The sequence below is a fragment of the Pantoea cypripedii genome (assembly GCF_002095535.1).
Lineage (GTDB): Bacteria > Pseudomonadota > Gammaproteobacteria > Enterobacterales > Enterobacteriaceae > Pantoea > Pantoea cypripedii.
The window spans coordinates 3,070,059-3,089,720 of sequence record NZ_MLJI01000001.1; the positions used below are offsets into that span (position 1 = coordinate 3,070,059).

12 protein-coding genes and 1 pseudogene are annotated in these 19,662 nt (G+C 51.9%); 7 read left to right on the forward strand and 6 right to left on the reverse strand.

The genetic code is table 11. From position 1 onward, the window contains the following. Nucleotides 1-100 precede the first annotated feature (100 nt). The 4 genes from HA50_RS14160 to HA50_RS14175 all read right to left on the reverse strand — a co-directional run bounded on the left by HA50_RS14160 (nt 101) and on the right by HA50_RS14175 (nt 2,665). Nucleotides 101-997 carry a Dyp-type peroxidase gene (locus tag HA50_RS14160; RefSeq protein WP_084876232.1) on the reverse strand — a complete coding sequence of 299 codons (897 nt, stop codon included), beginning with the start codon at nt 995-997 and terminating at the stop codon, nt 101-103. A 101-nt stretch (nt 998-1,098) separates the two neighbouring features. After that, a complete protein-coding gene (locus tag HA50_RS14165; protein ID WP_084876233.1) occupies nt 1,099-1,713 on the reverse strand; it encodes an RpoE-regulated lipoprotein in 615 nt (204 codons plus the stop codon). Between the two features lie 64 nt (nt 1,714-1,777). Beyond that, on the reverse strand, nt 1,778-2,239 hold the full coding sequence (locus tag HA50_RS14170; protein ID WP_084876234.1) for a DUF2919 domain-containing protein: 462 nt from the start codon (nt 2,237-2,239) through the stop codon (nt 1,778-1,780). Further along, on the reverse strand, nt 2,240-2,665 hold the full coding sequence (locus HA50_RS14175) for a GNAT family acetyltransferase (protein WP_084876235.1): 426 nt from the start codon (nt 2,663-2,665) through the stop codon (nt 2,240-2,242). A gap of 210 nt (nt 2,666-2,875) precedes the next feature. Between HA50_RS14175 and amiA the strand changes: the two genes are divergently transcribed. Both amiA and hemF read left to right on the forward strand, forming a co-directional pair. Continuing rightward, nucleotides 2,876-3,736: an N-acetylmuramoyl-L-alanine amidase AmiA gene (gene amiA / locus HA50_RS14180; protein WP_084876236.1), complete on the forward strand. Its 861-nt coding sequence runs from the start codon at nt 2,876-2,878 to the stop codon at nt 3,734-3,736. A gap of 35 nt (nt 3,737-3,771) precedes the next feature. Next, on the forward strand, nt 3,772-4,689 hold the full coding sequence (gene hemF, locus HA50_RS14185; protein WP_084876237.1) for an oxygen-dependent coproporphyrinogen oxidase: 918 nt from the start codon (nt 3,772-3,774) through the stop codon (nt 4,687-4,689). A 100-nt stretch (nt 4,690-4,789) separates the two neighbouring features. On the opposite strand, the gene maeB is transcribed toward hemF, so the two are convergent. After that, nucleotides 4,790-7,069 (reverse strand): NADP-dependent oxaloacetate-decarboxylating malate dehydrogenase, encoded by a 2,280-nt coding sequence (gene maeB, locus HA50_RS14190; protein ID WP_084876238.1) that lies wholly within the window; start codon nt 7,067-7,069, stop codon nt 4,790-4,792. Nucleotides 7,070-7,435: 366 nt separating this feature from the next. On the opposite strand from maeB, the gene tal reads away from it, so the two are divergent. The 3 genes from tal to ampH all read left to right on the forward strand — a co-directional run bounded on the left by tal (nt 7,436) and on the right by ampH (nt 11,774). Beyond that, complete coding sequence (tal, locus tag HA50_RS14195) at nt 7,436-8,386, forward strand: transaldolase (protein WP_084876239.1); 951 nt, start codon at nt 7,436-7,438, stop codon at nt 8,384-8,386. A gap of 72 nt (nt 8,387-8,458) precedes the next feature. Beyond that, nucleotides 8,459-10,459 carry a transketolase gene (tkt, locus tag HA50_RS14200; RefSeq protein ID WP_084876240.1) on the forward strand — a complete coding sequence of 667 codons (2,001 nt, stop codon included), beginning with the start codon at nt 8,459-8,461 and terminating at the stop codon, nt 10,457-10,459. 145 nt (nt 10,460-10,604) lie between these two features. Further along, nucleotides 10,605-11,774, forward strand: a complete 1,170-nt coding sequence (ampH, locus tag HA50_RS14205) for a D-alanyl-D-alanine-carboxypeptidase/endopeptidase AmpH (RefSeq protein WP_084876241.1) — start codon at nt 10,605-10,607, stop codon at nt 11,772-11,774. On the opposite strand, the pseudogene HA50_RS14210 reads toward ampH, so the two are convergent. Then, nucleotides 11,771-12,843: pseudogene (locus HA50_RS14210) on the reverse strand (DUF1176 domain-containing protein). The gene ampH and the pseudogene HA50_RS14210 sit on opposite strands and share 4 nt — an antisense overlap. Nucleotides 12,844-13,302: 459 nt before the next feature. Here HA50_RS14210 and HA50_RS14215 point away from each other — a divergent pair. Both HA50_RS14215 and HA50_RS14220 read left to right on the forward strand, forming a co-directional pair. Continuing rightward, a complete protein-coding gene (locus HA50_RS14215; RefSeq protein ID WP_139810932.1) occupies nt 13,303-18,003 on the forward strand; it encodes a hypothetical protein in 4,701 nt (1,566 codons plus the stop codon). Nucleotides 18,004-18,053: 50 nt separating this feature from the next. Further along, nucleotides 18,054-19,634 carry an OTU domain-containing protein gene (locus tag HA50_RS14220; protein WP_084876243.1) on the forward strand — a complete coding sequence of 527 codons (1,581 nt, stop codon included), beginning with the start codon at nt 18,054-18,056 and terminating at the stop codon, nt 19,632-19,634. Nucleotides 19,635-19,662: the final 28 nt, after the last annotated feature.

Consider the following 19,662-nt stretch of genomic DNA (forward strand, 5'->3'; position numbering starts at 1 on the left):
GTTTGCTGATTTCAAAGTCTAAAAAGGCATAAGACGACGGGGAAGTTTATGCAGCTGGCGGGATAACGAACGGACGGCATCGCAGCCGTCCGGGAGGGCATTACAGCGCCTGCAACACGTCAAGCGACGGAGCAAAAAAGTAGCTGCCGGTGACCGGTTTGGTAAACCGCAGCATGGCGTCCATCTTGCCATCACGCTCGCCAAACATGCTCAACAGCTGCTGTTCAATATTATGCAGGCGATTGCAGTAGGCGATAAAGAACAGGCCATGGGTGCCGCTGGCGGTGCCGTAGGGCAGGCTCTGGCGCAAAATCTTCAGTCCTTTGCCCTCTTCTTTCAAATCGACGCGGCTGAGATGCGAGGTAGCCGGGCGCTCATCGCCGGGAATCTCTTCATTCTCCACCTTAGTGCGACCCATTACCGCCTCCTGCTTGTCTACCGCCATGCGGTTCCACAGCTTAAGGTTATGCTCCCAGCGCTGGGTGAAGACATAGCTGCCACCTGCATCCGGGCCAGCGGCGATAATCGCTACCTGCTCACGCTGTTCGCCTTGCGGATTCTCGGTGCCATCGACGAAACCGGAGAGATCGCGTTCTTCTACCCAGCGAAAACCGTGGGTTTCTTCTTCGATGTCGACAGCAGCAGCAAACGCCACCAGCGCGGCCTGCGCCAGGGAGAAGTTCACGTCATGGCGCAGCGACTGGATATGGATCAACAAATCACGCTGCGTAGCTGGCGCAATGCCTTTGCCCAGCGTGCTAAAGGCTTTCAGTTCTGGTGCAGAATCTGCGCCCTGCAAATCGCGCCATAATGTGTCACCGAAAGCGATCACCGCGCCCAGACCGGCATCAGCGAATTTTTGTTGCAGTGCATCGAGGTGTTGCAGGAAGGTTTTGCTGCCCAGGCGCAGCGCATCGAGATCGCCCGTGACGCGGGCTTCCAGCCAAATGGCGAAACGGCGGTGTTCCAGCAGAATCCCGCTCTGAAATTGAGACATCGACATGCTCTCCGGCAATGGGGGTTAAACGGCGTTTTTTTCGTCCGTATCATACCGGAAAGTGGCGGCGATAGCCCGTATCACCGCACTTTTTTGAGGGATTAGCGTTGCCAGACGATCTTGCTGATTTTCCAGTTCTTCAGCGTATCATCCGACGGCATCAACCCTTCTGGGCCGTGCCATTCGCCGCTGTAGACATAAGCGATATGCTGGCTATTCGGCGCACGGCACTCCACATCACGGCTGTCGAAACCCGGCACCATTTTGCAGTTATCAAATGCCTTAGTGAATTTGGCACTGAACGGGTCACCGATTTTGCTGCCGTCGGCACTTTTCGCGCTCGGGTCCAGTACCTCGATACGTTCAACGCTGCTTTGCCCGTTGATTACCAGTTTGACCTTGTCACCATCCAATGCCTGCCAGAACTCCACCACCTGGCCATTCTGGGTACGCATGCCCTGGCGCAGCTTGTAATCGCCGTTCAGCGCTTTATCGATGGCGGTTTGCGTCATGGCGGTGCTGCTGGATAGCCCGGCGACACCCTGCTCGCTTACCGTCAGCGAACCACCGAACCAGCTAAGCGGATTAAGCGCCGACCAATGGTAACTCAGGGGGTTATACCAGTGGCTTTCATCAGCCGAACCCGAAGACGCAGAACTGGCACAACCTGCCAGCACCAGAGCCGTCGCCAGCAGCGCGGGACGAACAACTTTCATGAAAACTCCTTGATCTTGTTTGCCGGTTTGGCGTGCCTGTTGGAGTCGCAAAGCGACAAAAAGTTTATTCGTGATGCTGATGTTCGGGCAAAAAGCAGTCACACAGGCGTCGATGGGTTTGCAGCCAGTACAGCGCCAGCAGGTCGAACAGCGTCAGCAGCAGCGGGAATGGCGAATCGGGCATCGCGCCCTGCAACAGGTTATCCCCCTGCCACAGCAGGTTAATCAGCAAGGACAGGCTCAGTACCACGCGCCAGCTTTGCCACAGGCGCGGCCAGCGCTGACGATAGCCGGTGAGCAACAGGCCGATGGCTGCCGGAATGCCGAGCGCCAGGCCCAGCCAGAAACTTTGTCGATCGGGATAGAACAGCGCCAGCAGATCATTCCCCTGCTGTCGGGAAGCTCCGGCCATCACCAGAATCAGCCAGGTGCGCGCCTGGAGCAGCAGGATCAGCCAGAAAAGAAACGGCAGCCGCAGCTGCCCTTTTGCATCGTATTCTTCTGGCGGGTATTTCAGCACAACCATTTAATACTCACGGTCTTCAATCAGGCGCTTGCCCAGCAGCAGTGAGTCCACTGGCTCGTAATCGAGTTTTTCATAGAAGGCCACCACCTGGTCGTTCTCTTCACGCACCATCAGATGGATTTTCGGGCAGCCGCGCGCTATCAGTTTCTTTTCCAGACGATTCATCAGCGCGTTGGCAAAACCACGCCCCTGATAATCAGGATGCACCGCCAGATAATAAGCCGCACCACGATGACCATCGTAGCCGCCCATCAGCGTACCCACCACCTCGCCACCGACTTCGGCCACCAGAAACAGCTCCGGGTCATGGTTCATTTTGCGTTCAATGTCCAGCTCAGGGTCATTCCACGGGCGTAACAGATCGCAACGCTCCCAGAGCGTGATCACTTCTTCAAAATCTTCCTGGCGGAATGAGCGGATTTCCATCGGCGTTACCCTGCAGTTAGGCACAATTCGCTGATTATCACGTATTCTTTAGCGGGCGCAACCCTCGCACCGTTCAGCGGCGGAAAAAAGCGACGAAATTCCTGTTCGCGACCTGAAATACAAAGTAAAGCCCTGAAATAGTTGCGAGGTCGCACCCGTCAGGATGTTACGATATAACACTTTTCAGGTTTACCTGTCAGGGATTCATTGATGAAAAAGATTTCACTGCTCAAACGCTTAACTAATCGCCGTCAGCTGCTGCTGTCCGGGCTGGCGCTGGCGGTGCTATCGCCGCGTCTGGTGCAGGCCAAAGAAGAGAGTGCCGATTTGCACCTGCTGCCGCGCCATAGCAAACCCACGCCGCCAGCTAAAAACGGCAAACGTATTGTGATGATCGACCCAGGCCACGGTGGGATTGATTCCGGTGCGGTTGGCGAACAAGGTTCCGAAGAAAAACACATCGTGCTGGATATCGCCAATAACGTGCGCCAGCTGTTGCAGGATCATCCCAAAGTAGAAGTGCGTCTGACGCGTGACACTGACTACTTTATCCCCCTGTATCAGCGGGTGGAGATTGCTCATCAGCACGGTGCCAATCTGTTTATGTCGATTCACGCCGATGGTTACACCAGCCCGGACGCCAATGGCGCTTCGGTGTTTGCCCTGTCGAATCGCGGAGCCAGCAGCGCCATGGCGCGCTATATGTCGCAGAAAGAGAACGATGCTGACAAAGTGGCCGGGGTAGAAGTGGCGCAGAAAGATCAGTATCTGAACCAAATCCTGTTCGATCTGGTGCAGACCGACACCATCCGCAACAGCCTCACGCTCGGCAAGCATGTGCTGGATCAGATCCGCCCGGTGCATCATTTGCACAGCCAGCATACTGAGCAGGCGGCATTTGCTGTGCTGAAATCGCCTTCGATTCCGTCGGTGCTGGTGGAAACCTCGTTTATTACCAACCCGCATGAGGAGCAACTGCTCGGCACCACGGCGTTTCGCCACAAAATTGCCAGCGCCATCGCGGATGGCATCGTCAATTATTTTGATGAGTACGATCGGCGTCAGGCTTAGGTATAATCGCGGCAAATTTCCGGAACGAGTGACTCATGAGCAATCCCGATATTTCCCGCGTCAAAGCCTTTCTGCTGGCGCTCCAGGATAACATCTGCGCCCAGCTGGCGGCGGAAGATGGTGCCGCCGATTTTGCCGAAGACAGCTGGCAGCGCCCCGGCGGCGGCGGCGGACGCAGCCGCGTATTACGCAACGGCGCGGTGTTTGAGCAGGCTGGCGTTAACTTCTCCCACGTCCATGGCGATCAAATGCCTGCTTCAGCCACCGCGCACCGTCCGGAGCTGGCAGGCCGCAGTTTTGAGGCGATGGGCGTCTCGCTGGTGATCCACCCGGAAAACCCGTATGTCCCGACCAGCCACGCCAATGTGCGTTTTTTTATCGCCGAAAAACCGGGTGCCGATCCGGTGTGGTGGTTCGGTGGCGGTTTCGATCTCACCCCTTTCTACGGCTTCGAAGAAGATGCGTTGCACTGGCATCAAACCGCGTTTGATCTGTGCCAGCCGTTCGGTGCGGATGTCTACCCGCGTTATAAAAAGTGGTGCGACGACTACTTCTGGCTGAAGCATCGTGACGAGCAGCGCGGCATTGGCGGCCTGTTCTTTGACGATCTCAACACCCCTGATTTTGACCATTGCTTTGCCTTTACCCAGGCGGTGGGCAATGGCTTCCTGCAAGCCTATCGTCCGATAGTGGCCAAGCGCAAAGCGCTGCCGTGGGGCGAGCGCGAGCGCCAGTTCCAGCTGTATCGTCGTGGGCGTTATGTGGAGTTTAATCTGGTGTGGGATCGCGGCACGCTGTTTGGCCTGCAAACCGGCGGACGCACCGAATCGATCCTGATGTCGATGCCACCGCTGGTGCGCTGGGAATATGATTACCAGCCGGAAGCAGATTCACCGGAAGCTGCGTTGTACCGCGATTTTCTGCCGGTGAAGGATTGGCTGAAGAAACCATAAAAACCCGCGTGATAAATCACGCCGCTACGGATCGCACAATGTTTGTAGCGGCGCGATTTATCGCGCAATTTTGTGCACGGTGCCAGTAAACCCCGCGCTGCTACAACGGCTCGGTCTGCGCCTCCACCACCGCCAGCGCCACCATATTGACGATGCGTCGCACTGACGCGATGCGCGTCAGTACATGCACCGGTTTGCTGATACCCATCAGCACCGGCCCGACTGTTACCCCTTCCGAACAGGAAACGCGCAGCAGGTTGTAGCTGATACGCGCCGCTTCGACATTGGGCATAATCAACAGATTAGCCGTGCCTTTGAGTGGGCTGTCCGGCATCAACTCGCGGCGGATGTTTTCCACCAGTGCCGCATCGCCGTGCATCTCGCCGTCAATCTCCAGATCCGGTGCGCGTTGCTGAATCAGCGCCAGCGCGTCACGCATCTTGCGCGCCCCCGGCGCATTGGAGGTGCCAAAGCTGGAGTGCGACAGCAACGCCACGCGCGGTTCGATACCAAAACGCCGCACCGTTTCCGCCGCCATCAGGGTGATATCCGCCAGCTGTTCCGGTGTCGGGTCTTCATTGACGTAGGTATCGGTAATAAAGGTGTTGCCGCTCGGCAGCAACAGCGCATTCATCGCCCCGGCCACCCGCACATCGGGACGGAAGCCAAACACCTTCTCGATCACCTCATAATGTTCATGATAATCGCCCACCGTGCCGCAAATCATCGCATCGGCTTCACCACGATGGACCATGATGGCACCAATCAGCGTTGGATTGCCGATCACCGCGCGCTGCGCCATCTCTGGCGTCACGCCACGCCGTTTCATGATCTGATAATATTCACTCCAGTACGCTTTAAAACGCGGATCGGATTCGTTATTCACCACCTCAAAATCTTTGCCCGCCTCGATCTTCAGCCCCTGCTTTTGTAAACGCATGGCGATGACATTCGGGCGTCCAATCAGGATCGGTTTCGCCAGCCCGAGCGACACCAGCTCCTGGGTGGCATGCAGCACCCGCACCTCCTCCCCCTCTGCCATCACCACACGCTTCGGATCTTTACGCGCCTGCGAGAAAATAGGCTTCATAAACAGGTTAGTTTTGTAGACAAACTCGGTGAGTTTCTCGCGGTAGGCGTCAAAGTCCGCAATCGGGCGCGTCGCCACGCCGGAGTCCATCGCCGCTTTGGCGACGGCTGGCGCGATTTGCACAATCAGGCGCGGATCAAAGGGTTTGGGGATCAGATATTCCGGGCCAAAACTCAGATCCTGATCGTCATAGGCCGAAGCCACCACATCGCTCTGTTCCGCCTGCGCCAGCGCCGCAATGGCGTGCACCGCTGCCAGTTTCATCTCCTCATTGATGGCGGTGGCACCGACATCCAGTGCACCACGGAAGATAAAAGGAAAGCACAGCACATTATTCACCTGATTGGGGAAATCAGAACGCCCGGTACAGATAATCGCGTCTGGCCGTACCGCCTTCGCCAGCGGTGGCATGATTTCCGGTTCCGGGTTGGCCAGCGCCAGAATCAGCGGATCTTTCGCCATCTGCTGCACCATCTGCGGCGTCAGCACTTGCGGCCCAGAGCAGCCGAGGAAAATGTCCGCACCGGCAATCACCTCCTCCAGCGTGCGCTTGCCGTTATCTTCAACGGCATAGGCTGCTTTGGTTTCCGCCATCTCGCTGTCACGTCCGCGCCAGATCACCCCCTTCGAGTCGCACGCGATGATGTTATGACGTTGCATCCCCAGCGCCACCAGCAGATTCAGACAGGCAATCGCCGAAGCCCCCGCCCCTGACACCACCAGTCGCACATCGGAGATGGCTTTTTTGACGATTTGCAAACCATTGAGTACCGCTGCGGTACAGATAATCGCGGTGCCGTGCTGATCGTCATGGAACACCGGGATCTTCATCCGTTCGCGCAGTTTCTGCTCGATATAGAAACATTCCGGCGCTTTGATATCTTCCAGGTTGATGCCGCCAAAAGTCGGCTCCAGTGCGGCAATCACCTCAATCAACTTGTCCGGGTCCCGTTCGTCGATTTCGATATCAAACACATCAATACCGGCGAATTTCTTAAACAGCACCCCTTTACCCTCCATCACCGGCTTACCGGCCAGCGCGCCGATATTACCCAGCCCCAGCACCGCGGTGCCGTTGGAGATCACCGCCACCAGGTTGCCACGCGCGGTGTATTTGTGTGCCGCCAGTGGGTCTGCGGCAATTTCCAGACAGGGTGCGGCCACGCCGGGGGAATAGGCCAGTGCCAGATCGCGTTGCGTCGCCAGCGGTTTGGTGGGTGACACCTGAATTTTTCCGGGAGTGGGATACTGGTGAAAATCGAGAGCGCTTTGCTTCAGTTGTTCGTCCATTGGGCATCCTGTTGCGCGGAGAGATAAGCGTTCAGTATAGAAATCAACGGCACAAAAGAGGGTGAAGGCGCTCAAAGAATGCACGGCTGGCAAGGGCACAGATTGCCACAGCGGGATCAACGGGTCTGCCACAGGCTGCTATGCTTAAGAGTGGTAAAACGCGCAGCTGACACCTTTCAGGCAGGCCCTCAATCACAACCGCGCGCAGTGGGCATCCCGGCGTCACAATCAGAGAAAACGCATTTTCTTCACCTGGCGTCTGTAGCAATGTGTTGGACCGGTACCCACCTGGAAATGGCGCAACAAAGCCATGGCTGCCTGAGGTTTTTTATTTGACCTAATGATTGCTAATCAAGGAGTTAAGCGATGAACCAGCTAGATGCATTAAAACAGTTCACCACCGTGGTGGCGGACAGTGGCGATATTGAATCCATTCGTCACTACCACCCGGAAGATGCCACCACCAATCCCTCGTTAATCCTCAAAGCCGCCGGACTCGACGCCTACAAGCACCTGATTGATGATGCCATCGACTACGCGAAAAAACAGGGCGGCAGCAAAGAAACCCAAATCATCAACGCCAGCGATAAAGTGGCAATCAACCTTGGTATGGAAATTCTGAAAAGCGTACCAGGCCGTGTCTCGACCGAAGTGGATGCTCGCCTCTCCTTCGATCGTGGCATGTGTGTGACCAAAGCGGAAAAACTGATTCGCCTGTATGAAGAGAACGGTATCGATCGCTCACGCATTCTGATCAAACTGGCCTCGACCTGGGAAGGGATCCGCGCCGCTGAAGAACTGCAAAAGAACGGCATCAATTGTAACCTGACGCTGCTGTTCTCTTTCGCCCAGGCCCGTGCCTGTGCCGAAGCCGGAGTGTTCCTGATTTCGCCGTTCGTCGGTCGTATTTATGACTGGTACAACAGCCGTAAACCGCTCGATCCATATGTGGTCGATGAGGATCCGGGGGTGAAATCGGTACGCCGTATCTACGATTACTACAAAAAGCATCGCTACAACACCGTCATCATGGGTGCCAGCTTCCGTAAAGTGGAGCAAATCCTGGCACTGGCGGGCTGTGACCGTCTGACCATCTCCCCGAACCTGCTGGAGGAGCTGGCAAACAGCGATGCACCGCTGGAGCGTAAACTGGAGCCATCAACCGAAGGCTTCCATCAGCCTGCCCCGCTGTCTGAAGCGGAGTTCCGCTGGGAACATAATCAGGATCCGATGGCAGTAGAAAAACTGTCTGATGGTATCCGTCAGTTTGCTGTAGACCAGCAAAAACTGGAGGACGTGCTGGCCGCGCGCCTCTAGACCTCATCCTCATCTCATGCCGGACGGGCGTCTGCCCGTCCTTATTATTGCCAAATCACAAGGGAGAACCCTATGTCTTCACGCAGAGAGTTGGCTAACGCGATTCGTGCTCTGAGCATGGATGCAGTACAAAAAGCAAATTCAGGCCATCCCGGTGCCCCGATGGGCATGGCGGATATCGCCGAAGTCCTGTGGCGCGATTTCCTGAAACATAACCCGACCAATCCCGCCTGGGCGGACCGTGACCGCTTTATCCTCTCCAATGGTCATGCTTCGATGCTGCTCTACAGCCTGCTGCACCTTACCGGTTATGATCTGCCGATGGAAGAGTTGAAAAACTTCCGCCAGCTGCATTCGAAAACGCCGGGGCACCCGGAGCTGGGGTACACCCCTGGCGTCGAAACCACCACCGGGCCGCTCGGTCAGGGGCTGGCGAATGCGGTGGGGATGGCGATTTCCGAACGTACGCTGGCTGCGCAGTTTAATCAGCCGGGACACGACATCGTTGACCATTACACCTACGTATTTATGGGTGACGGTTGTCTGATGGAAGGGATTTCGCATGAAGTCAGCTCGCTGGCGGGCACCCTTGGGCTTGGCAAACTGATCGGCTTCTACGATCACAACGGCATTTCGATTGATGGTGAAACCGAAGGCTGGTTCACCGACGATACCCACAAACGCTTTGAAGCCTATAACTGGCATGTGATTGGCGATATTGACGGACACGATCCGGCCGCCGTCGCCAGTGCCATCAAAGAGGCGCAGAGCGTCACCGACAAACCCTCTCTGATCATCTGTCGCACCATCATCGGTTTTGGCTCGCCAAATAAAGCCGGCAAAGAAGAGTCGCACGGTGCTGCGCTCGGTGAAGCAGAAGTGGCGCTGGCGCGTAAACAACTCGGCTGGAATTACCCGCCGTTTGAAATCCCGAAAGAAATCTATCAGCAGTGGGATGCCAAAGAAGCCGGTGCCGCTCGCGAGAAAGCCTGGGATGACAAAATGGCGGCTTATCAGGCTGCCCATCCTGAGCTGGCAAAAGAATTTAAACGCCGCATGAGCGGTGCAATGCCCGACAACTGGGAAAACGATGTGCAGGCATTTGTTGAACAGTTGCAGGCCAATCCGCAGAAAATCGCCAGCCGTAAGGCCTCGCAAAATACCCTCGAAGTGTTTGGCAAACTGCTGCCAGAGTTCCTCGGTGGCTCCGCTGACCTTGCGCCGAGCAACCTGACAATCTGGTCCGGTTCGAAATCGATCAAGGAAGACATTGCCGGGAACTACATTCATTACGGGGTGCGTGAGTTCGGGATGACGGCGATTGGTAACGGCATCGCCCATCACGGTGGTTTTCTGCCCTACACCGCCACCTTCCTGATGTTTGTCGAATACGCCCGCAACGCCGCGCGTATGGCGGCGCTGATGAAGGCACGCCAGGTACTGGTCTATACCCATGATTCGATTGGTCTGGGGGAAGATGGCCCAACACACCAGCCAGTAGAACAGCTCGCCAGCCTGCGCCTGACGCCCAATATGAGCGTATGGCGTCCGTGTGACCAGGTGGAAACCACGGTGGCGTGGAAAGCCGCGGTGGAGCGTCATCACGGCCCGACCGCGTTGATCCTGTCGCGTCAGAATCTGCTGCAACCGGAACGCAGCCAACAACAGGTCGCCAATATCGCCCGTGGCGGTTATGTGTTGCAGGATTGCGCTGGCACGCCGGAAGCGATCATTATCGCCACTGGTTCGGAAATCGAGATTGCCCTGGGAGCAGCGGACAAACTCACCGCCAACGGGCATAAAATCCGCGTGGTTTCCCTGCCCTCCACCGACGTGTTTGATAAACAGGATGCGGCGTACCGAGAATCGGTGCTCCCCTCTGGCGTGAAAGCGCGCGTCGCCGTCGAGGCAGGGATTGCCGATTACTGGTTCAAATATGTCGGTCTGGATGGGGCAATCGTTGGTATGACGACCTTTGGTGAGTCTGCGCCTGCCGGAAAACTGTTCCCGGAATTTGGCTTCACGGTGGAAAATATCGTCAGCCATACCGAAGCCTTACTCAAGCCACACTAATCGATCCGGCCCTGCGTCTCACGGCGTCAGGGCCATTTTTGATCACAGCCTGATACAGAAAAAAACCTGCTCTGCCCCCTTCCCGCCTCGTCCAAACTGATTACTATAAGACTTTTCTCCGCTTCTTCTGCCGGACGTCTTACCGTTGAAAAAACATACACCCTGGTTTTTGACATTAATGGTTTCACTGCTTCCTTTAAAAAGCATGGCGCAGGTCGCCCCGGATCCGCTGCTGGCTTCGCAAATCGTTGATCGTTATGCCGAACACATCTTTTACGGCAGTGGTGCCGTGGGGATGGCGCTGGTGGCCATTGATGGCAATCAACGGGTTTTCGCCAGCTTTGGTGAAACCCGCCCGGGCAGCAACGTGCGGCCACAGCAGGATTCGCTGATCCGTATTGCCTCGCTGAGTAAGCTGATGACCAGCGAAGTGATGGTGAAAATGGCTGAACGCGGCCAGATTCGCCTCGACGATCCGTTAAGCAAATACGCTCCCGCAGGAATGCGTGTACCGAGCTACAACGGCCAACCAATTCGCCTGATTAACCTGTCCACCCATACCAGCGGCCTGCCACGCGAACAACCGGGCGGCAAACCACATCGTCCGGTGTTCAACTGGCCGACGCGTAGCGACCGCTGGCAGTGGTTATCACGCGCCTCGCTCAAAGTGGCCCCCGGAGTGGATGCGTCTTATTCGAACCTCGGCTATGACCTTCTGAGCGATGCCCTGGCGCAGGCGGCGGGTAAACCCTACCCGGCGTTGTTCCAGCAGTTGATCACGCGTCCGCTGGGGATGAAGGACACCACCTTTACCCCATCGCCGGATCAGTGCCAACGTCTGATGATTGCCGAAAAAGGCACCAGCCCGTGTAATAACACCCTGGCGGCGACGGGTAGCGGTGGCGTGTATTCGACCCCCGATGATATGGGACGCTGGATGCAGCAGTTCCTCAACTCCGCCGTGAATAAGCGCACCGCGCAGATCGACCGGCTGCAAACGCTGATTTATCGCCGTGACCAACTGAATAAAGTGGAAGGGATGGATGTACCCGGCCGGGCCGATGCGCTGGGCATGGGTTGGGTGTATATGGGACCGAAAAACGGCCATCCAGGCATCATTCAGAAAACCGGCGGCGGCGGCGGTTTCATCACCTATATGGCGATGGTGCCGCAACATAACATTGGGGTGTTCGTGGTGGTGACGCGTTCGCCGCTGACGCGCTTCACGCCGATGAGCGATGGCGTCAACGATATGCTGGCCGAACTGGTGGGTAACCAGAGCGGTTCACCGATGATGGTGCAGGCGATTCGTTAACGCGATTGTGGGCCATTTTGCGGCTGGCTGACCCACAGGGTTGGCCAGTCGTCACTGCTGTGCCAGGCATCGCAGGTTTTTTCTTCCGCATACTCCGCCAGCATAAATTCGCTGCCATCAAACTGCCAGCGTGTCGCCGTTCCGCAATCCCCCAGACCACGACCTTTACTGAAGGTGTACAGGAAGCCGCTGCTGGCATCGTACTCGGCATTGACCAAATCCAGCTGATTATCGCTACGCGATGGTGGAGTAAACGGCAGGGTTAACGTCAGGCCGCGCGCCACATACGGCTGGCTGCGCGTCACTTCAAACGCCAGGTCGATAACATTGTACGCGCCGGTTTCGCAGCTGATCAGCAGCAGCGCTTTGCTATCCGTCAACGGCGCGACGCTCACTTCTCGTCGCATTGGATCAAGTGAACAGCTGTCGGTGTTGATACGCCAGGTACCGTAATCAATCAACCCACTGGTTTCCTCGCGGGTCAATGCCACAGGCTGGGGTAAGGGGCGGGTAAACGGGGTAACGGCGGCTGCGGCGGCACATCCCATACGACGCGATCACCGCGCTTAACCCAGGCACTTAAACCATTCACCCTGCCCTGCACATCATCCATCAGCAGTAGCGCGGCTTTCATGCCGTGCAGCGAGATGGATGCTTTGGCTTGCCAGGTGAGCTGGAGAGTATCGGCATCCAGCGTTTGCGCCAGAAACTCGTCAATGGCGATGGCGTTGCTGGTGGAAAGATGGTGGGGTTCTACGCTCCAGTGTTTGAGATCGGGTTTCATCCGCTGCTGATCCAGCAACAAATTGTCCTGCAACGCCGCGCCCGGTAATTCGCCGCTGTAAGCGCTGCCATAGTCAATACGCAACAACGGGCGATCGTCCACGCCAGCATGCCGCGATATCGTCATGACCAATCCATTATCACCCGGAAAACTGCGAGCTACACAAAAAGCCGCATTGTTGCAGGTCAGCTGCCAGTCAGAAAATGACTTTTGCAGTGGATCCGCCTGCACTCCCGCAGCAAAAAGAAAAAGCAATAAAAGCAGCGATTTCATCCAATACGACATCTAAAAAACCGATCCCCAAATTCTTAGAAAGAAGATGATAACGCAATGACAACGCTGACACCGGACCTAATCTGTGAGCTGGCCCGAAAAGCGGTGCTAACTGCCGAAAAAGACGTCGCTTTGAGCGATCTGTGCGGATAAGACTGAGCTGTCATCATCCTTGCCGAATGAATTCCGCTCAATCGGATTTGTCGCACAATTACCCAGGGTGATGAAGAAGATCCCCGTTTTCGCCACGCTGATTATTTAGAATATCTGCCGTCGTCACAAAATCGTCATAAATTGATATGTTACGATAAACAGGTTTAGCTCAGATGCCGTATTAACTTCACTCCATTTCCCGCTGGCACGGGTACAATCGAATATTGTGATAAAGGGATGGCAGAATTCCTTCTTTTAATTATTTGGCAGGGAAGTCTCGCCAGAGTAACAATCTATCATCAGGGATCAGGATGAAATATGCTAAGCAGCAGCGCAATTAATGCCATGGTAAATAAACCACCTGTCACTCAACCAATATGCAGAAAGGAAATCACCAGGCATATACAAACAATTAATAATATATCTACTCCACGAAATCTGATTGACCGGCCTATGTCATCCTTAGGTGTGTCTTCAGCACAAGCCAACACCCTACGGCCTGCTCGTTTAGAATTATCAACCCGGCCAAAGAAAGCGATATATCATCCTCAATCCAGCAGATGCGCAGATGTTCCTGCCCGGCAGGTTGTTCAACAGTTTCGTGATAATGAGCGATTGATCGAGCAGTTACCCACAGTCACCGAGCAGCTGAGCGAGTCAAAATCTTATCACATCAGAAGATTTTCCAGCCAGTGTGACGATATTTTCAATAAGAAAGAAGGATTGAGAAAAAAGATACGACAGAAGGCGAAAAACGCCTGGGAAAGAAATAAAACAATCATCAATAAAAAGTTAGAAAAAACAGACAATGAAAAATTAAAAATACTCTTTAATACTGTCTCCGCAGTTTGCGCCGATCGACAAACCCATCACTTAGATGTGTTTTGGCATGATGTCTTATCGCTATCCACAACATGTCAGCAAAGGAAAAACTACCGCAGATTATGGGAGTTTATCGTGAATAATCCTCACCTGGAAACTTTCCTCACTCAGTTTGACCTGTGGACAGGCATTGAAGATGAAATCAGGGAGATGCTATCCAATAACAACAATAAATTCTTCATGGTCATCAATGATACACAAAAAGACTTACTGGATAAATTACAGCTGCTTTGCGCCCCCATTGAGACCCAATACTATCATCAATTATGCGAAATTGACTATAACGGTAAAACCACCAGTGAGGTAATCGAATCACTTATCAATAACACAGGTTTGCAGGAAGTATTGAGTGAAACCACCAGTGGCAGAGAATTATGGCGCGAATTAAACAGCTTGCCGACGGTGTTTAAGCTCGATGTATTAAAAAATGAAATCGACGATCTACTGACTGAATATAAAGAGAACAGTGCAGAACTGAAGAGGCTGAAACAGGGAACGCTTGTTAAGCGTATCAGTGAGAGCTTCAATATATTGTATCGAATACCCAGAGTTCTCGGTGATTTAAAAAAGCGCATTGAAAACAAAGTCGAATTTGGTGAAGTACATATCCTGTATCAGGATCTATTTTTCAATGCCCTGGATCGGTTACAAAATGCCGGTGTGGACGCAACCCTTAAATCATTGCTGACCCGAGATACTGATTTTCAGGATATGGTGGTTGATGACATCGATCTTGAAGAGATAGCGAAGCAGGTATCACCGAATTTGTTGTATGACCCGACAGAATGCTATGAGTTTATTTGTATGGCTTCGATGCTGGATGCCAGCCAGGTGATTGCCGAAAACATCGGAGATACAAGGCAATTATATCATTTGCTGAGGAGCTATTATCCTGCACCACGGGAAGTTGATGCATTTTTCGCCGCACACCAGGAAAACATGGGCAGTGGTTATGATCGGGGAATTATGCTGGCAATCAGTCACCTTCTGCCTCCCGCCCTGAACTGGAAGATGCGGGAAAGGCTATTACTGGCAGTAACCGGGACCAGCGCTTACGACATCCCTCCCCTCAATGAATTCCTGCTGAACATTGAAGAAAGCATCATCAGTGCGCTAAATCCCGCCAGATTAGAACAGCGTTATCAGCAAGGTTTGCATCTCGACCCGTACCTGGTCGATAAGCTGAAAATCTCAGGGGAGCAGCAAGCACACATTAAGGAAATCGTCATGGATTTCCTGCTGTCACGTAACAGGTATGCCGATGCAGACAGTAAACTGCCTCAATTCAAAGTCGATATCGCGACAATCCTTAAGTTGTTACCCGAAAAATTATCTTTTGACCTTGCAACTCACTCACTGCGCCCGTCCCATTTTTTTAAGTATCATGCGATAACAAGTAATACCCTGCTGACGGAAACACTGGTCAAAGAAATTGATCACTTATATATTCTGCATAAATTTCTCGATAAAATGCTGGATGAGACATTTGCAGCACACTCACAAATCACTCGATTGAATGAAATAGTCGCTAATACGAATATTAACTACGACATTGCGATCTATTCAAATATCGCCCTGGCATTGGTGGAAAACAATCCATTCTCTCCTGAGTCTGAGCTGGAGATTCACCGGGCCATCAAAGATCTGTTTTCCAGTGATGAAATGGTGGCACTTATCAGCGATGAAACCACACCATTAGCGCAGGAACTGGCAGAGATCCGGCAATCTCTGTCAATATATCCGACAATTGCGGCCAGTAATTTCTTCGCTAAAGCTGCGGGAATGGGTATCTGGGTGGATTCTGACGGCCAGAAAAACAGCATTAAACTGCTGGGTGATTCCATTACTGCTGATATCACCAATGAGGAGCGGAGCTGCCAGATTCTTTCTTATATCCTGAGAAGGTCCTTCGCAGCTGCCGATGTTCTGGAATTAGCCGCAGATACCGGCACCGGTCAGCCTCATCATTTTCTTAACACCCTGACCAACGGATTAATTACCCAGATAAATAGTTTAATCGCCACTGAACTGGACACGGCACTTGCCGCTTTCGATCCTGGCGCTAAAGAGGGTGACCGTTATACCAATACAGCCTGTAAGCTTATAGAAGGTGCATCTCCGCGTCTTGTTTTAAAAGATCTTTGTAAAACCGGCAACGACAAAGATGACAAAGCCATTGGTCAAACATTTACCGAAGATCAATTCGCGCATATCAGAAAAGAATTATTAACACTACTGGCTAAAGGCGGGGAGGATCATCGTAAAGATATCAGTCAAATATTCGGCGATCTGCGGAAAACCATAGCGAGCGATGAAAACAACCATATCAATTACTTACTCAAGTGCCTTAACCTGTTCAGAGAGCTACAAAGCCAGGAGAGCAGCTTATCATCTGGTGAAATTTATCAGAAAATCATTGATAGAGTTTATGAAAGAGGAATTCCTTCACGTATTGCCAAAACAGGACAAAAACTTACTGAAGCCGATTTACTGGAATATTTTATTCTGGAGAACGAAAGAGGGATCCATACTGAAAGCGCTAAAAAATTTATCCAGTCCATCAATCAAAAACACCGATTATCTGACTCCCTGCTCTATTCCATTACCTTGCTTGAACCTTTCCTGGCTGATGCATTAACCTGGCGACAGGATGAAATTGATGCTGAGAATAAAAAAATCATTGCCGAACAAGAGCTGGAACTGGCGCTTCTGGCTTATGCTACCGCCACTCAGGCGGAGTGTGATATGGCCGAATATCGGGCCGACCGTGAAGCCCGCGATGCGGAAAATGACTATGAAAAAGCCATCGATTCAGACAATAAGTATGAACACTATGAGAAACTTACTGAGGAATGGAAATGGCTTTTCTATCTCGGGACGCAGTTTTCCAATTACTGGATAGAAATGCACCGATCGGTTTTTGTTTATATCAATACTAACGTCACAGAAACCCGCACAACCAATATTTCCTATGCCACAGGCGAAGAGACTGAAACGCAAAACATTCAGTCATCGAATCCTGGCATGACGATGATCAGGTTTAAACTCTGCGATATCCTCGATAAGAATGGGCATATTGACTATAAAAAGATTAATGAAACCATTCAGGATAAATATAACTCCACATTTCAGATACAACATATTCAGTTCACTCCATTCCTTGATATACAACCACTCACCATACCCAATGAAGGTTCTGGAGATGCCAGGGTTGCGACAATCACCGAACGCTATGATGTTGAAGTTATTTCGGCGATGGATATCCAAAAAGGCAGCTATATGCATAATCTTCCGAGCAGACCACCTGAGTTTCCGTTCTGTAATGCCCCACCAGGGCCTGTTAGCCTGAGAAATTATTCTGAAGTGATTCGGGAACCTGCCAGAACGAAAGAAGTTAGCGCTAAGGTATCCTCCGCTATTCAGGCAATGAAAAAGATCCATCACCCGCGTGGGGGGTTCAACCCTGACGCACAAGCGCGGAGCTTAGCAACACCTCAGGGGGCACTGATACGGCAACGGGCGAATAATGCCTGGTGTACGCGGGTAGAGGATTCACTGCGCCTGCTCACACAGCATCGCCCGGAAAACTTGTATCATGCCAGGCCTGCGGTACAACCGTTGCAAAGCGCAATCCTGAGCGCAGCCTCCGCTTCAACGGGTAAAAAAATTATTGTTATAGATGACAAGGATCGTGGTCATTTATATAAGCCAGGCAAAGGGGCCGAACGTTCTGGTCAGCCACTGGTGCCTCAACCCGGTAATATGGCAAACCAGGGAAACATTGCACAAATAATACCCTCAGCAATGCTGAAAGATGCCTCCGCAGGGAAAACCTTAGTATTACAGCAGGATGGTGCAGGAAGATTTAATTCCGTACGGATTCAGCCACTGGATGCTTCCACATATAAATCTAGCGTCATGCCAATGGAAACCGACATTCGCACAGCCATAGATCATCCCGCCGTCAGACAATTACCCCCGGCGATATTAAGTGAGGCTGATAATGTGCTAAACGCTATCACCACTTCCTATTATATGACTGCGGAGGACCAATCTGAACCGTCGGCTCAACACTCTAACTTTCCAATTCGCACAAAAATCCTGTTGGATCTCAATCTGACTGATAATGAGGGTTAAGGTTTTATATTCTTAAAAAAACAAGCGAACTATTAAATAAGGAGATTGATATGTTAACGACCAGTATAGAATCTTACCGCAAAAGTGCAATATCTAAGCTGCACCAACACAATAAAGAAATAACGAAAAAACTCCCCACGCTCACCCATGTCTCCAACCGTGGCTTACACGCGGGTGATCGGCATATTACGACATTATTATCGAATCGTTCATCCGAGTTAGGTTCTAAACATCAACGCTCAAGAATTAAAGTGCCTGATTTCCAGTCGCTGCGTCATGAGCAAGGCTCATCATACAAGCCAGAAGATGCCAGTAAACGCCCCATGCCTAAGCTGTTTTTTGAAGTCTTCAATGAACCAGCCAAAAAAGTCAAAAACACCACTGAACATGCCGGAGATACAACGGTTAGTAGCATACTAAAAAATACCGCAAGAAAATCTATTGTAAAAAAATCAATAGCATCACATAGCAAAAATATTGGTTCCCCTTCTCAAGGTCTGACACCTGATCATATCAAGAAAATAACACTACAAAACATACGCACCGATGGTTACTGGAATAACAACGCCGCAGATTTAGCGGTTTATGGTGTTGCTGGTTCCCTGGATACCCGGCTGTATATTGAGGACCATACCTGTCGGGGTGGAGAAGTTCAATATTGCTCCATTAGTCAAACACCCAATCCGCAAAGTATGATTCACCTGCGCAGAGTCTGGCAGGATGGTCTCGAACATTACCAGTATATTGATAACAACAATCAAGCCCATAACGTTACCAATGATGGGAATTGTCTTTTCCGTGCGATTGCCCTTGCCAGAAACAATGATGAAAGTCATTATTCAGAATTCAGAGAAAGAGCAGCCAATTATATTGATGAAAACTGGGAAAATTACAAAGACACCGCTATTGTCGACGATAAAGACATCATGTCAGCCACCCAGAGTTCAGACTATTACGATAAAAACAAAAGATTCATTTCATTATGGGAATCAATAAAAACAGTTGCTGAAAAGAAAAACATGGACTGGAGCAAGCTACATAATAGTGAAAACAATTTAATCCGCATTCTCACTGGCGGCATTGCCGATCCTGAGAAAATCTTAACGAGTCTGAATAACAGAGACTTACAAAACCTGAGTTATGCCTCCAGTGGCCTGAACAAGGTGACTGAAAATTTCATCACCAGAAAACAGAAGCCTGAAGATAATGATTTAAGAACACTCAATCACATTCCCTGTCAGGCAAAAGATGGCTCCATAGTCAGGATGGATTTAGAGCTATTGAATAGATTTGATGAGAGAGTGTCCTTTATCGATAGCGAAGAGCTTGAAGGCCCCGGAGAACTTATCTATTTTAATAAACATGCAGATACCTGGTATGCCATGGTCCATGAAGCGCAGAAGATCATGATGGGGCAGGGAAATTACCTGCCACGACAATTAACCAGTAAACTTCATACTGACTATCCCATTAATCCACGAGACTTGTTTATTACTAACTTTCCGCTGGATAACTTATATGATCTGGCTGATGAGGAGTCAGGAGACGCTCATCGGGATTGGTATAATACTGTCCTGCAACAGAATTTAGCGTATTTTAAATTCTTAGATGAACATTATCCTGGACAGTGACCAACATAAAAGCAGGGAGTCATCCCTG